The 15,423-nt window shown below is 65.5% G+C and carries 14 protein-coding genes; 10 read left to right on the forward strand and 4 right to left on the reverse strand.

The window, feature by feature from the left end; translation table 11 throughout:
• From pafA to J2T21_RS06915, 10 genes are all read left to right on the forward strand, one after another.
• Entirely contained in the window at positions 1–1,398 is a 1,398-nt protein-coding gene (pafA, locus tag J2T21_RS06870) for a Pup--protein ligase (protein ID WP_307579822.1), read from the forward strand.
• Between the two features lie 118 nt (positions 1,399–1,516).
• Positions 1,517–2,473 (forward strand): FKBP-type peptidyl-prolyl cis-trans isomerase, encoded by a 957-nt coding sequence (locus tag J2T21_RS06875; protein WP_307579824.1) that lies wholly within the window; start codon positions 1,517–1,519, stop codon positions 2,471–2,473.
• A gap of 39 nt (positions 2,474–2,512) precedes the next feature.
• On the forward strand, positions 2,513–2,908 hold the full coding sequence (locus tag J2T21_RS06880) for an FKBP-type peptidyl-prolyl cis-trans isomerase (RefSeq protein WP_071214995.1): 396 nt from the start codon (positions 2,513–2,515) through the stop codon (positions 2,906–2,908).
• A 126-nt stretch (positions 2,909–3,034) separates the two neighbouring features.
• Complete coding sequence (locus J2T21_RS06885) at positions 3,035–4,990, forward strand: helix-turn-helix transcriptional regulator (RefSeq protein ID WP_307579826.1); 1,956 nt, start codon at positions 3,035–3,037, stop codon at positions 4,988–4,990.
• Between the two features lie 2 nt (positions 4,991–4,992).
• Positions 4,993–5,352, forward strand: a complete 360-nt coding sequence (locus tag J2T21_RS06890) for a hypothetical protein (protein ID WP_307579828.1) — start codon at positions 4,993–4,995, stop codon at positions 5,350–5,352.
• 34 nt (positions 5,353–5,386) lie between these two features.
• On the forward strand, positions 5,387–5,611 hold the full coding sequence (gene tatA, locus J2T21_RS06895; protein ID WP_113764502.1) for a Sec-independent protein translocase subunit TatA: 225 nt from the start codon (positions 5,387–5,389) through the stop codon (positions 5,609–5,611).
• Between the two features lie 6 nt (positions 5,612–5,617).
• Complete coding sequence (gene tatC / locus J2T21_RS06900) at positions 5,618–6,454, forward strand: twin-arginine translocase subunit TatC (protein ID WP_307579830.1); 837 nt, start codon at positions 5,618–5,620, stop codon at positions 6,452–6,454.
• 69 nt (positions 6,455–6,523) lie between these two features.
• Complete coding sequence (locus tag J2T21_RS06905) at positions 6,524–9,313, forward strand: DEAD/DEAH box helicase (RefSeq protein WP_307580067.1); 2,790 nt, start codon at positions 6,524–6,526, stop codon at positions 9,311–9,313.
• 91 nt (positions 9,314–9,404) lie between these two features.
• Positions 9,405–11,024 carry an amidohydrolase gene (locus J2T21_RS06910; RefSeq protein WP_307579831.1) on the forward strand — a complete coding sequence of 540 codons (1,620 nt, stop codon included), beginning with the start codon at positions 9,405–9,407 and terminating at the stop codon, positions 11,022–11,024.
• 535 nt (positions 11,025–11,559) lie between these two features.
• Positions 11,560–12,288, forward strand: a complete 729-nt coding sequence (locus J2T21_RS06915; protein WP_307579833.1) for a polyprenol monophosphomannose synthase — start codon at positions 11,560–11,562, stop codon at positions 12,286–12,288.
• Positions 12,289–12,385: 97 nt separating this feature from the next.
• Here the strand turns inward: J2T21_RS06915 and J2T21_RS06920 are convergent, their stop codons facing one another.
• The 4 genes from J2T21_RS06920 to J2T21_RS06935 all read right to left on the reverse strand — a co-directional run bounded on the left by J2T21_RS06920 (position 12,386) and on the right by J2T21_RS06935 (position 15,423).
• Positions 12,386–12,745: an RNA polymerase-binding protein RbpA gene (locus tag J2T21_RS06920; protein WP_307579835.1), complete on the reverse strand. Its 360-nt coding sequence runs from the start codon at positions 12,743–12,745 to the stop codon at positions 12,386–12,388.
• 181 nt (positions 12,746–12,926) lie between these two features.
• Positions 12,927–13,862: an SPFH domain-containing protein gene (locus tag J2T21_RS06925; protein WP_307579837.1), complete on the reverse strand. Its 936-nt coding sequence runs from the start codon at positions 13,860–13,862 to the stop codon at positions 12,927–12,929.
• Positions 13,863–13,921: 59 nt separating this feature from the next.
• On the reverse strand, positions 13,922–14,389 hold the full coding sequence (locus J2T21_RS06930; protein WP_071215004.1) for an NfeD family protein: 468 nt from the start codon (positions 14,387–14,389) through the stop codon (positions 13,922–13,924).
• 161 nt (positions 14,390–14,550) lie between these two features.
• Positions 14,551–15,423, reverse strand: coding sequence for a methyltransferase domain-containing protein (locus J2T21_RS06935; RefSeq protein WP_307579840.1), 873 nt, complete (start codon positions 15,421–15,423; stop codon positions 14,551–14,553).

Below are 15,423 nucleotides of genomic sequence, written 5' to 3' on the forward strand. Positions count from 1 at the left end.
ATGGACCGCAGAATCTTCGGCATCGAAACCGAATACGGGATCAACTATTCGGACCCGACCGGGCGCCCGCTCACGCCGGAGGAATCGGCCCGCTACCTCTTCCGCCGGGTGGTGGCCTGGGGGCGCAGCTCCAACGTGTTCCTGACCAACGGCTCCCGGCTCTACCTGGATGTCGGTTCGCACCCCGAATACGCCACGGCCGAATGCGACGAGCTGACCCAGCTGATCGCCCACGACCGGGCCGGGGAAGCGATCCTGAACGACCTGGTGCAAAGCGCCGAGGAACGCATGGCCGCCGACGGCTACAACGGCCGGCTCTACCTGTTCAAGAACAACACCGACACCGCCGGGAACTCCTACGGCTGCCACGAGAACTTCCTGATCCCGCGCAAGCTCGAGTTCGCCCGGCTCGCCGAGATCCTGATCCCGTTCCTGGTCACCCGGCAGCTGATTGCCGGGGCCGGGAAGATCGTGAACATCGAGGGCGAGCCGCTCTACGCGTTCTCGCAGCGCGCCGACCATGTCTGGGAGGGCGTCTCCTCGGCGACCACCCGCTCCCGGCCCATCATCAACACCCGCGACGAGCCGCACGCGGATGCCGAATACTTCCGCCGCCTGCACGTCATCGTGGGGGACTCGAACATGTCCGAGACCACCCAGCTGGTCAAGCTCGGGGCCACCGACCTGATGCTGCGGATCATCGAGTCGGGAAAGATCATGGAGGACCTGCGGCTGGAAAACCCGATCCGCTCCATCCGCGAGATCTCCCACGACTTCAACGGCACCACCATGGTCAGGCTCGCCAACGGCACCGAGCTTTCCGCCCTGGCCCTGCAACGCCGCTTCCTGGCCCTGGCCACCAACTTCGTGGAGCGCGAAGGGGCCCACCACGACCAGGTCCCCGCGGTGCTGGACCTGTGGACCCGGACCCTGGATGCCGTGGAATCGGGGAACTTCTCGGGCATCGACACGGAAATCGACTGGGCGATCAAGCACAAGCTGATCACTTCATACGCCAACCGGCACAACCTGGACATGGGCGCCCAACGCCTGGCCCAGCTGGATCTGACGTACCACGACATCGACACCAGGCGCGGGCTTTTCCACCTGCTGGCGGCCCGCGGGCGCGCCGCCACCGTGGTGGATCCCGCGGACATCGCCTTCGCGGTGGACAACCCGCCGCAAAGCACCCGGGCGAAATTGCGCGGGGACTTTGTGCGTGCTGCCAAGAACGCGGAGCGCGACTTCACCGTGGACTGGGTGCACCTGAAGCTCAACGACCACCCCGGCCAGACGGTGCTGTGCAAGGATCCCTTCGTCAACGAGGACCCGCGGGTCCAGGAGATGATCACCTCGATGGGCGGGTCGCCCCAGGCGGCTTCCGGCCCCCTGCAATAAGGAGATTCACAGATTCGGCATTTAGGCTGTCTATAACCTGTTTCGAAAGCTCACCATTCAGTGTGGGTGTTTCAAGTCCCAAAATCCCCAACTGAAAGTTGATTTCGTGCGCAAAGTTATGGCACTCGTTGCAACGGCCTCGTTGCTGCTGGTCACGGCCTGTGGTTCAACCACGACGGCCTCCAGCGGTGACATCGCCCCCTTGGAATCGATCAAGGTGACCCCGGGTTCGGATGATGCGTCCGATCCCACGGTCACCTTCGACACCCCGCTGGTTGCCACGGCAACCGCGGCCAAGGTCCTCGTCGAGGGCAAGGGCGATCAAATCAAGGAAAACCAGAACATCAAGTTCAAGTCCATTGCCTACAAGGCAACGGATGCGAGCCTGCTCGGTTCGGGCTTCGCCGGCGAGCCGGTGACGCTGCCGACCAATGAGGAATTCAAGGCCCAGCTCCCGGCGCTCTACGACACGCTGATGCAGACCAAGGTCGGCTCCTGGATCGCCATGGTCGAACCGGCCGCCGAAGCCGCAGCCACCGACGGCGCATCGCCCTCGGCAAGCCCGGAAGCGGCCCCGGCCGAAACCGTGGTCGTGCTGAAGGTCGTCTCCACCGAGGAGATCCCGCCGGCGGCACCGCCTTCCAAGAAGCTCGGCGCCGACGAGGTCAAGAAGCTCAAGGACGCCGGAGCGCTGCCGACCTTCGAGATGAAGGACGGCAAGCCGGCCATCACCATCCCGAAGGACAAGGACGCGCCCGCCGGACTGGTCGTTGACATCGTCAAGGAGGGCACCGGCAAGGTTGCCACCGCCACCTCGAAGGTCTCGGCCAACTACACCGGAGTGCGCTGGGAAGACGGCAAGCAGTTCGACTCCAGCTACGACCGGGGCAAGGCCGCGGACTTCGGTCTCGACGGCGTCATCGCCGGCTGGACCCAGGGCCTGACCGGGCTGAAGGCCGGCACACAGGTCATGCTGACCATCCCGACGGATCTGGCCTACGGACCGGATGCTGCGTCACAGGGAGCCCCCGAGGGCCCGCTGGTGTTCTTCGTGGAGCTCAAGGAAGTAAAGTAGCTAGGACGCTTCTAGCAAACAACCGAAAGGACTTCACCCATGTCTTTTGGACAGCGTGAATACGACCGCACCAAGCCCGAGATCGATTTCCCGGGAACAGATGCCCCGACCGAGCTGAAGATCGAGGACATCGCCGTCGGCGACGGTGCCGAGGTCGTTCCGGGCTCGAACATCTCCGCCCACTACGTCGGCGTGGCCTGGTCCACCGGCGAGGAATTCGATGCCTCCTGGAACCGCGGCGCCCCGCTGGACTTCCGTGCCGGCGTCGGCCAGGTCATCCAGGGCTGGGACCAGGGCCTGATCGGGATGAAAGTCGGCGGCCGCCGCCGCCTGGAAATCCCCTCGGAAATGGCCTACGGTTCCCGTGGCGCCGGCGGAGCCATCGGCCCGAACGAAGCCTTGATCTTCGTCGTGGACCTGGTGGCAGTGCGCTAGGCACGGCTTCACCGATCGACGCCCTTAGCCGTGTTTTCCCATGTTGAACCGGGAAAACACGGCCAAGGGCCGTTAACGCGGCGTTGCATTGGCCCGGGTTCGTCGCAACGGGGTAATCTTGCGGACGTGGCTCAAATTAATTCCGGCGGTCCTTCCCGTGCCGAGAAACTCGTCAGTCTCACCTATGCGTTGATCAATACCCCGCACGGGTATTCCAAGCGTGAGTTGCGCAAGATCGTTGACGACTACCAGGGGCTGAACGACGCCGCCTTCGACAGGAAGTTCGACCGGGACAAGAGGGACCTTCGCGAGATGGGCGTTCCGGTTAAGACCCTGGGCACCGGATCCGACGAACGCTACCTGATCGCCCCCGAAAGCTACAGGCTGCCCGAAGTCAGCTTCAGCACCGAAGAAGCCGCGGTGCTGGGCCTGGCGGCGCAGCTATGGAAAGACACCGACCTGGAATCCTCCGCCGCCAGGGCCAACGGCCGGCTCTCGGCCGGCCTGGAAGACACCGGGCACGGGGTCCGGTTCACCGAATACGTCCCGCGCCTGCACGCCGCCGGACCGGCCTTCGCCGCCTGCCTGGAAGCGGTCTGGGCACACCAGGTCGTCTCCTTCGAGTACTTCGATGCGCAGGGCCGCACCAGCGAACGCACCATCGATGCCTGGGGGATCGGATCCCGCTTCGGGAACTGGTACCTGGTGGGCCTGGACCACAAGCGCCAGGACGTGCGGATGTTCCGGCTTACCCGCATCCTCAGCCCCATCCACACCGGCAAGGCCCACGACACCCGCCCCGCCGGGTTCTCCATGGCCCAAACCCTGGGCCGGCTGGATCCCGACATCGCCGGGCAGACCGCCAGGATCTCGGTGGCCAAGGACACCGGCTGGGCCCTGCGCTCCCGTGCCGCATCCATTACCCCGGGCCAGGCCCGCGACGAACTTTCCCTGCAATTCCACGATCTCATGGCCCTGGCGGCCGATGTGGCCAAGCTTGGCGCCAACGCCCGCGTGCTGGAACCGCCCTCGCTGGCGGCCGTGGTGCGCCGGAAGCTCGACGGGGCGCTGGCGGCCTCAAACCTCCCGGTTCCCGACTACAAGCTCGGCAAGCGCCGCAACGCCGGCCGGCCGCCCTCGACCGAGGCCGTGGCCCGGAACCTGGACATCATTTCCTACGTGGCCAGCCACGGTTCACCAAGCGTTGTGCAAACGGCCACCCACTTCGGGTTGACTGAAAAGCAGCTGCTGGCCCACCTGCAAACCATCATGATGTGCGGGGTGCCCAACGGCTTGCCCGACGAACTGATCGACGTGGAATGGGAGGCCGGCACCATCAGCATCAACAACGCAGAGGCCCTCAACGCACCGATCAGGCTCAGCCTTCCCGAGGCCGCGACCATGCTTGCGGGACTGGCCTCGCTACGTGGGCTCCCAGGATTCGAACACGCTGCTGCCGTCGATTCCGCGCACGCGAAGCTGCAGGCCGCCGCCGTCGGTTTCGAGGGCCTGGAAGCGGTTTTGTCCATCACGCTGCGTTCCGCCGAGGAAAACGAGATCCATGCAACCCTGGCCCGGGCGATCCGCGAACGCCGGGTTGTCGAGCTGACCTACTACAGCGCCTCCAGCGATGCCGTCACCGTCCGGCGGGTCGAACCGATCCGGCTCCTGGAGAACGCCGGCCGCCAGTACCTTCGCGCCTTCTCGATCCCCAACGACGAGATCCGGTCCTTCCGCATCGACCGGATCCAGTCCGCGACCCTCCCCGGGACTCTCTTCGACTTCGATGCGCAGCGGCACGAGGACGAGGCCGACATCTTCTTCACCCCCGGTCCCGCCGACGAGCTCGTGGTGCTGGGCTTTGCCCCGCGGCTGGCAGCCCTGGTGGAGGAATATGCACCGGAGAGCTGGGCCAAGGCCGGGGAAGAGCACATTGCCGAGATCCGGATGCCATCCACCTCGACCATGCCGGGCATGGTCGCCTACCACGGCGGGGACCTGCGGGTCATCGGCCCCGATTCCCTGCGCGCCGAGGTCGAGACCTGGCTTCGTGCGGCAGTCGACTCCCTGGAAGTGAAGTAGCGATGTTGCCGTGGTGGTTTTGGGTCCTCCTGTGGACCGTCCTGGCATTGGCCACGCTGCTCTTCCTGGTGCTGGCCGGGATCAGGCTCTTTCGCGGCTTCATGGCACTGGCCCACGAGGTCGGCGAGGCCATGGACAGCAGCGGCGCCTCGATGGATGCCGAAGCGGAGGACCGCGACTACCCCGAGCCATCCGACAGGACCCCGGCCGGGGTGGCCGCACTGTTCCAGGATCCCGATGCCGCACGCCAGGGATACGAGGCAGGCAAGCTTCGGCGGGCCACCGCCCGCCGCAACACACGCGTGAAGCGCAAGGCCCTGCGCGGACAACCCCAGCGCGTAAGCGATTTAGAACTCTTCTGACGTAGACTTAACTCGATTGAAAGGTAGGTTCCCCATGGGTGGAATCCAAGGATGGCATCTGGTCATCATCGTAATTTTGGCGCTGCTACTGTTCGGTGCCCCGAAGCTTCCCGGTTTGGCACGCTCCGTCGGCCAGTCCCTGCGCATCTTCAAGTCCGAGGTCCGCCAGATGAAGGACGACGACAAGGCTCCTGCTGCCGGCGACGAAACCGTCGAGGGCAAGATCGTTGATCCCGACCGTCGTGAGAACAACGCCTAATATTTCGTGAGCGAACAAGAAGCTGCTGCCAGCAAGGGGCGGAAGAAAAATCCCGAGGGCCGCATGGCCTTGAAGGAACACCTGGTCGAGGCCAGGAACCGTCTCTTCATATCGCTGATTGCCCTGGTGTTGGGAACGGTCGGAGGGTTCTTCCTCTATGACAACGTCCTCGAGCTGATCATCGCGCCGGTGCGCGCATACGGCGGCGAAGTCAACTTCACCTCCGTGATGGCACCCTTCGACATCATGCTCAAGACATCGCTCCTCTTGGGCTTGGTCTTCTCCGCGCCCATCTGGATCTACCAGCTCTGGGCCTTCATCGTCCCGGGCTTGAAGAAGAAGGAACGCAACACCGCCATCGGCTTCGCCGCCGCGGCGGCACCGCTGTTCATCCTCGGCGTGGGCATGGCCTACTGGGTGCTTCCGCACGCCCTGAAGTTCTTCATCTCGCTGACCCCGGAAAACGCGCAGTCCTGGCTCACCACCGACACCTACCTCCCGTTCGTGTTCCGCCTGCTGATCGCCTTCGGACTGGCCATGCTGGCCCCGGTGCTGATGGTGGGGCTGAACATGGTCGGAGTGCTCAAGGCCAAGCTGATCATGAAGCACTGGCGCATCACGGTCTTCCTCATTGCCCTCGTGGCAGCCATGGCGGCACCCGGCGGCGATGCGATCACCATGTTTGCGCTGGCCGGCCCGCTGTTCGTGACCTTTGCGACGGCAACGCTGATCTGCCACCTGAACGACAAGAAGCGCGACAAGAAGCGTGCACAACTCGAGGCGGAAAACGCCGCCAACGCAGGCGAGGGGTCCAGCATTCCCGACTCGCCGGATCTTCCATAGGAACGCCCGCGTCCGCAACACGGACGCGGGCGCACCTACTACCCTCCTGAAAGGGGTCGCAGCGTGAGCATGCCGGCCGAGCGATACACCGCAGCCAAGGAACAACCGCAGGAGAAGGGAACCGGGCTTTCCGAGTTCCGCGCCACCCTGGGCTTCGACCTTGATCCCTTCCAGGAAGAGGCCTGCCGTGCCGTTGCCACCGGTTCCGGTGTGCTGGTCGCCGCCCCGACGGGCGCGGGAAAGACCGTGGTCGGCGAATTCGCCATCTTCCAGGCGCTGCGTTCCGGCCGCAAGGCCTTCTACACCACACCCATCAAGGCGCTGAGCAACCAGAAGTATTCCGACCTCGTGGCCACCTACGGCCCCGAGCGGGTCGGGCTGCTCACCGGGGACATGACCATCAACGGCGAGGCCGAGATCGTTGTCATGACCACCGAGGTGCTCCGCAACATGCTCTACGCGGACTCCGACACCCTCGACTCGCTCGGCTACGTGGTCATGGACGAGGTCCATTACCTGGCCGACAAGTTCCGCGGGGCCGTGTGGGAAGAAGTGATCATCCACCTGCGCGACGACGTCCAGGTGATCTCGCTGTCGGCCACGGTCTCCAACGCCGAGGAGTTCGGCGGCTGGCTCGACACCGTGCGCGGTGACACCAGCATCATCGTCTCCGAGCACCGCCCCATCCCCTTGTTCCAGCACGTCATGGTCGGCGGCCGGCTGCTTGACCTGTTCGCCGAGGACGTGTCCTTCGACCAGGTCGCCAATGCACCGGAGCGCGCCGCGGAGGTCAACCCCGAACTGACCAAGATGGCCCACCGCTCCATGGCAGGCCCACGCTCGCAGCGTGGCCGCTCGCGCCGTGGCGGGGGATCCTGGGGGGCGCAGCGCGAGCAGCTCAGCACCCGGGTTTCGCGCCCCGACATGATCATGGCCCTTGACCAGGCAGGGCTGCTGCCCTCGCTGGTGTTCATCTTCTCCCGCAACGGCTGCGACGCGGCCGTTTCGCAATGCGTGCGTTCGGGCCTGGCCCTGACCACCATCGCCGAGGCCACCGAAATCGAGCAGAGCATCGACCTGGTGGCGCACAAACTGCCGCCGGACGACCTGGAGGTGCTGGGCTTCTGGCCATGGCGCGAGGGCCTGATGCGCGGCTTCGCGGCCCACCATGCCGGGTTGCTGCCGATCTTCAAGGAAGTCGTCGAAGACCTCTTCGTCCGCGGCCTGGTCAAGGCCGTGTTCGCTACCGAAACCCTGGCCCTGGGCGTGAACATGCCCGCCCGTTCGGTGGTCATGGAAAAGCTGGAGAAATTCAACGGCGAATCACACGTGGCCATCACCGCGGGGGAGTACACCCAGCTGACCGGCCGCGCCGGGCGCCGCGGCATCGACGTCGAGGGGCACGCGGTGGTGCTGTGGCAGCAGGACACCGACCCGGCCGCGGTGGCCGGGCTCGCCTCGAAGCGGACCTACCCGTTGAACTCGAGCTTCCGTCCCACCTACAACATGTCGCTGAACCTGACCTCGCAATTCGGCAGGGAACGGGCCCGCGGCATCCTGGAGACCTCCTTCGCCCAGTTCCAGGCCGACCGCTCCGTGGTGGGCATGGCCCGCCAGGTCCGCTCCCGCGAGGAATCGCTGGCGGGGTACAAGAAGTCGATGACCTGCCACCTCGGGGATTTCACCGAGTACGCGGTGCTGCGGGCCGAGTTGTCCACGGCCGAAAAAGACGCGGCGAAAACCATATCCCGGCTGCGCCGCGCGTCGGCGACCGAATCCCTGGAATCCCTGGTCCGCGGCGACATCATCGAGGTCACCGGCACCCGGCGGCTCGGGCGCTGCGTGGTCATCGAACAGGATTCGGCCTGGAACGACCCGCGCCCCACGGTGCTGACCGAGGACAAGCACATCCGCCGTGTCGGCGTCCAGGACCTCAACGGCCCGGTCGAGGTCATCTCCCGGATCCGGATCCCCAGGGGCTTCACCGGGCGCAGCCCCAAGGAACGCAAGGACCTGGCCGCCTCGCTGCACAACGCGCTGGCCGAGTCCCGCCCGCCGCGCGAGGACGCCCCGGAATACAGGTTCACCGGCAGCGACGAGGAGGAAGCCCGCATCACCCAGCTGCGCGCCACCCTGAAGGCCCATCCCTGCCACGGGTGCCCGGAACGCGAGGACCACGCCCGTTGGGGCGAGCGCTACTCCAAGCTCTTGCGCGACACCAACAAGCTGCGCTCCCAGATCAGCGGCCGCACCAACACCATTTCCAAGACCTTCGACAAGGTGGCCAAGGTGCTGGAGGACTTCGAGTACCTGGTGCCCGCGTCCGACGACCTGGGCCAGGCCCAGATCACCGCCGCCGGGCAGCGGCTGCGCCGCATCTACGGCGAACGCGACCTGCTGACCTCGCTGGTCATGGAGACCGGGGCCATGAACGAAATGACCGCGGAGGAGCTGGCCGGGTTCATCTCCGCCCTGGTCTTCCAGGCGCGGCGCGAAGACCACGGGCCCGACCCGCGCATGCCCACCGCGAAGATCCAGATTGCCTGGGAGACGGCGGTGAACCTGTGGTCGCGGCTCTCGGATGTCGAGGCGACTGCCGGACTGCCCGAGACCGCGGCCCCGGATTCCGGGCTGATCTGGCCGATCTACAAGTGGGCGCGAGGCTCGGACCTGCGCGAGTGCCTGCGCGGCACGGACCTGGCGGCCGGGGACTTCGTGCGCTGGGCCAAGCAGGTCATCGACGTGCTGGACCAGCTGGCCAAGATCCCCGACCTGGATGCGGGATTGGCCCGGTCCTGCAACCGCGCGGTCCAACGCGTCCGCCGCGGGGTCGTCTCCTATTCAAACGTGGTCGATTAGGACCACGCTCTCCCGGGCCCGGCCCGGCACCTGTTGGATCGAAGCACGCCGAGGGATTTTCGTGCGTGCCGGCTTAAAGCAAAGGTAAGAAATGTCTGTTGAGTTGTACCGCAATGGTTCCATCTATTCCCCGGCCGATCCCTTTGCCACCGCCATGCTGGTCGAGGACGGCACCGTGGCGTGGATCGGGACCGAATCCGCCGCCGGCGCGCTGCTTGATGCGCGGATGACGGAGATCGACTTGCAAGGCGCACTCATCACCCCGGCCTTCGTTGACTCCCACGTCCACCTGGGTTCGCTCGGTGCCTCGCTCAACGGACTGGACCTGGGCGATGCCCGCAGCACCGGCGAGGTCCTCGAGGCCGTCGCCGCGGCGGCGGCGCAGGGCAGCGGCATGCTCTTCGGTGCCGGCTGGGACGAATCGACCTTCGGCGACGGCACGCTGCCCACCAGCGAGCAGCTGCAGCAGGCGGCTCCCGACCGCGAGGTCTACCTGGCGCGCGTCGATGTGCATTCGGCCCTCATCAGCCCCAAGCTGGCCATGCGCTTCGGCCTGTCCGAAGGTCCCGAATACACCGGTGCCCTGGTCCGCGGGGAGGCCCACGGGCGCATCCGGGATGCGATCATCGCCTTTGACGAAGCCACCAACACCGAAAACCGCAATCGCGCCTTGGCGCACCTGGCCTCCACCGGGCACGGAACGGTCGTGGAGATGGCTGCCGGGCAGATCTCCGGCCGCGCGGACCTCGAGGCGCTGCTTGCCCGCACCGATGCGGAGAAGGCCGCAACACCCGAGGTCTTCGCCTACTGGGCGGAACTCGTGGGCACCGAGGACGAAGCCCGCACGCTGCTGGCCTCGTTCAATTCCGCAGCGGTCGTCGGACTGGGCGGGGACCTGAACATCGACGGTTCGATCGGTTCGCGCACCGCGTTGCTGCGCGAGGACTACGCCGACGCCGCCGGCGAACGGGGCACCTCCTACCTTGGCGTCGAACAGATCAGCGCACACGTCGCGGCGTGTTCGCTGGCCGGGATCCAGGCTTCCTTCCACGTCATCGGCGATGCCGGTCTCGACGTGGCACTCGAGGGCTTTGCCAAGGCAGCCGAATCCGTGGGACTGGCCAAGGTCCAGGCCGGGCGGCACCGCCTGGAGCACGTGGAAATGGTCGATGCGGCCGCACGCGGCCGCATGCTGGACTTCGCCCTGACCGCATCCATGCAGCCGGGCTTCGACGCGGCCTGGGGAGGGGCAGGGGGGCTGTACACCCAGCGCCTGGGCGATGCCCGGGCGGCGGGCATGAACGGTGTTGGACAGTTCCTCTCGGCCGGGGTCCCGGTGGTCATCGGCTCCGATGCCCCTGTCACCATGGTCAGCCCGTGGGCAGCCGTGAAGGCCTGCCTGGAACTGAGCGATCCACAGGCACGGATCTCGGCCAGGGCGGCATTCATGGCCCACACCCGCTCCGGTTTCCGTGCCCTGGGATCGCCGAACCCGATGGCGGGGCAGTTGGTCAACGGCGCCGAGGCCACGTTTGCGGTATGGGATGCCGCCGAACTTTCCGTGCAGACACCGGACCTCCGTGTCTCGTCCTGGAGCACCGATGCCCGCGCCGGCACCCCGATGCTCCCGGTGCTGGAAGACGAGCTGCCCAATTGCCTGCGCACGGTGCGTGCCGGCAACGTGATTTTCGACGCGATGGGCGAAGCCTAGGCGGACCGGGGCTTCCCCGCCCCCGGGTCCAGATAAAAGGCGTTTTGGCAAGGTCGAAATCAAAGTGTTTGCGCGAAGCCGCGTCAAGTTCCTTGAATGCTGGTCAGCCCGCCATATACCGGTTGACCTGATTGAATTCGCGTAGCCAGTGGTCCGGAAACGGTTGACAGCTAAAAACTGGACGGTAGGCTGTTACCAGTGTCTGATCCTTCGATCCGGCTTACCGGTATTCCGGTCCGCAAGAACAAATTGACCCCGTTGGCATTAGATAACACCTTCTTGGCCGCTCGTCGGCCGGGAGGGACGGACCGAAGCCGCGGGGTCGATTTGTGTGCCCTGCCGGTTGGTCGAATCGTCTTGCGCGTCACACGGCGGGGAGCCGGGTTTCGGGGGAGCGGTTGCGTATAATTGTGCACTGACCCCCACCCGATCCCTGAAACCAGTCGCAGCGGGTTAACGCTACGCGGCACGTTGGTATCTGGCCCCTTGCGGCCTTCTTCCGCGGATCGTTCCATCAGCAGAAAGGGACTGCCGCGTGCGCGTAGTCACGATCATTCCGACCTACAACGAGCTTGAATCGCTGCCCATCACCGTGGGCCGCTTGCGTGCCGCGGTGCCTGATTCGGATGTCTTGATCGTTGACGACAATTCCCCGGACGGCACCGGCGCCCTGGCAGACAAGATGGCTGCCGAGGACAACTCCATCCACGTCATGCACCGCACGGGCAAGGCCGGCCTGGGCGCCGCCTACCTGGCCGGGTTCCGCTGGGCCTTGGACGCCGGGTACGACGTCCTGGTGGAGATGGATGCCGATGGCTCACACAAGCCCGAGCAGCTTCCCCTGCTGCTGGCGGAAATCCCCAAGGGCGCTGACCTGGTCATCGGTTCGCGCTGGGTCAAGGGCGGCTCGGTCGTGAACTGGCCGCTGCACCGCAAGATGATTTCCCGCGTGGGCAGCTTCTACTCCCGCACCATGTTGGGCGTGAACCTGCGCGACATCACCGCCGGCTTCCGCGCATTCCGCCGCGAGACCCTCGAGGCCCTGGACTTCAACGCCATCGAGTCGGTGGGCTACGGCTTCCAGGTCGACATGACCTTCCGCGTGGCCCAGCTGGGCAAAAAGATCGTCGAGGTGCCGATCACCTTCGTCGAACGCGAGCTTGGCGTCTCGAAGATGAGCGGAAACATCGTCGTCGAGGCGATGCTGAACGTGACCCGGTGGGGCCTGAGCGCCCGCTGGAAGAAGCTCACCGGACGCAAGTAGCACCCGCCGGCGCATCCCGGATGCGGCCGGACATGGCGAGGACCCGAATGGATCATCCATTCGGGCCCTCGCCATTGCTGCAAACAGAGGGGTGTTGTCAGCCCTTCAATGCTGCCTGGGCTGCACCACGAGTGGCGCGCAACTTGTCCAGGCGATCCTTCAGGATCGTTTCCAGTTCTTCGACGGACCGGCGCTCGAGGAGCATGTCCCAGTGGGTGCGCACCGGCTTCTCGTTGCTCTCTTCTTCTTGGGCTTCACCGTTGACCAGCTTGGCAACCTTGCCGGTCTTGGACATCCAGGTTGCCGGGATATCTGCCTCAGCGGCAAAAATCACGAACACCTGCTCGCCGTCTTCGCAACGGTATTCAACGCGCTGGCGCGCTGCTGGCTCGACGCCAGCCTCAGTTTCCATGCTCTGTGCGCCAAGGCGCATTCCTCGCAGGCTGCGATCGCTCATATTGTCTCCCTACTGCGATTACATACGGGTTCGGCTACCGATTTCAACGTCCCGGTCCAGCATAAAATTCCCGCGGGGCGCAAGTCTCGAAGTTTCCATTATACGGCCCAAACGCGGCTTCGGGCGGGCATCCTCGCTTGTGAGGTCGCCCGCCCGATATTTTGCCGCCTGAAATAGGCCGTTACATCAGGGTGCTGCTGGTGCCTTCCGGCTTCTGGTCGTCGCCCGGGCCTTCGTTGAAGTTGCCCAGCGCGCCGCCGATCCCCTTCAGGGCCTCGCCGACCTCGCTGGGAATGATCCACAGCTTGTTGGCGGTGCCTTCGGCGATCTTCGGCAGCATCTGCAGGTACTGGTAGGCCAGCAGCTTCTGGTCCGGCTTGCCGGCGTGGATCGCGTCGAAGACCTTCTGGATGGCCGCCGACTCGCCGTCGGCACGCAGGATGGCCGCCTTGGCGTCACCCTCCGCCTTCAGGATGGATGCCTGGCGTTGGCCTTCGGCGGTGAGGATTGCCGACTGCTTGGTGCCTTCGGCGGTGAGGATCGCGGCACGGCGGTCGCGCTCGGCACGCATCTGCTTCTCCATGGAGTCCTGGATTGACAGCGGTGGATCGATGGCCTTGAGCTCGACACGGGAGACGCGGATGCCCCACTTGCCGGTGGCCTCGTCAAGGACGCCACGCAGCTGGCCGTTGATCTGGTCGCGGCTGGTCAGTGCCTCTTCGAGGTTCAGCCCGCCGACGACGTTACGAAGCGTGGTGGTCGTCAGCTGCTCCACCGCCTGGATGTAGTTGGCGATTTCGTAGGTCGCTGCACGCGGCTCGGTGATCTGGAAGTAGACCACGGTGTCGATGGAGACCACCAGGTTGTCCTCCGTAATCACCGGCTGCGGCGGAAAGCTCACAACCTGTTCACGAAGGTCCAGCATCGGCAGCAAACGGTCAACAAACGGAATCAAGATCGTCAGCCCGGGAAGCAGCGTGCGATGGTACTTGCCCAGCCGCTCCACGATCCCGGCCCGCGCCTGCGGCACGATGCGCACGGAGCGCAGCAGCACGATGATCACGAAGATTGCCAGTACTACCAGGACGACCGTGAGGCCAAGGCCCGATGTTTGCATCTCTTCTCTCTTTCGTCGGGGCGCCATGTTCCAGGCGCCGAAAACTTGTCTGGGAGTTGCTAGTCCAGGCCGGGCATTTGGGTGCGCAGCGTGATGTAGGCCGTTGCCCCTTCGATGCGGACCACCGAGCCGTAGGTTCCCGGCTGCAGCGCAACATCGTCGTCGGTTCGCGCCGACCAGGTTTCCCCGCCGATCTTTGCGCGTCCATTCATCCTGGAGGTGGGCTCCAGGACCAGGGCGTCTTCACCGATGAGCCGATCGACATTGGTGCGCAGCCCTTCGGGGTCCTTGCGCAGGTGCCGCAGTGCGATGGGGCGCACGAGCATGATCATGAGCAGGGACGTAATGCTGAAGACCACCATCTGCAACCAGAATTCCCCGCCAAGCAGCGCAACGGCCACGCCGCCCAGGGCCCCGACCCCAAGCATGATGAAGTACAGGTCAAGGGAGATCATTTCGATGATGGCCAGCAAGAGGAAGAGCGCCAGCCAAACGACCCATGCGTTCGTTATGAGCCAGTCGTACATTGTTGCCCCCTAAGTCAAGATGTGTTGGATACACACCAACCTCCATGCCTTCCATTTTGCCCGATGGGCATGCCAAATCGAATCAGCACAAGGGACGATGTTCCCGAGCCGGCCCCTCATCACTGCGATGAGAGGCCGCCCGGCGACGGCGTTGTGGGCGCTCAGTCGATCTTGCGGAATTCCTGGATGCGGAACGCCGCGGTGACCAGCGTGGCACTTCCGGCATCCGCCAGGCGGATGCGCAGGGTTTCGGGGTCCAGGTGGTGTCCGGCCGGGCCCATCATGGCCAGCTCGAAGGCGGCCTCCGGATCCAGCACCAGGGGGATCTTGACCTCCTCGGTGGCACGAAGCTCGAAGCCCCCGCCCATCGAGGCCACGACGCCCGCGGCCTTGTCGGCGGCGATCCCCAGCAGCCCCAGCAGCTCCGCGCCCTCGGCCAGGTGCCCGGGCAGCGGGGTCACGACCAGGGCGGTTCCGCCCGGGCGCAGCACCCGGGCGAATTCGGCACCGTTGTGCGGGGAGAAGATGTTGAGCACGACATCGAAGGATTCGTCCTCCAGCGGCAGTTCGCGCCACAGGTCCCACACCAAGGCCAGTGTGTCGGGGAGCTTCGCCGCGCGGCGCATCGCGTAGCGGGAGATGTCCAGTGCCACGGCGCTGGCTGCCGAAGTCCCGGGCAGGGCGTCCAGGACCTGGCGGAGGTAGTAGCCGGTCCCGGCACCCGCATCGAGTATCCGGGGGTGCTCGATTCCCTGCAGGGCATTGCGGACCCGGTGGCCCAGGGCCTCGGCCAGGGACTCGTAGTGCCCGGCGTCCAGGAAGGAGGCCCGGGCGGCGACCATCGGGGCCCCGTCCTCGGTGAAGTTGGTTCCCTTGCCGGTGAGCAGGTTGAAATAGCCCTGCTTCGCGGCGTCGAAGCCGTGGCCGGCCTCGCAGCCCAGGCGCGCCGGGCGGCCCGGCTGGTGCTGCAGGGACAGCCCCGACTTGCAGACGGGGCAGCGAAGCCCCGAATCGAGAGGTGTTGGCTGCTGCAC

It is taken from the genome of Paeniglutamicibacter psychrophenolicus (assembly GCF_030812255.1).
Lineage (GTDB): Bacteria > Actinomycetota > Actinomycetes > Actinomycetales > Micrococcaceae > Paeniglutamicibacter > Paeniglutamicibacter psychrophenolicus_A.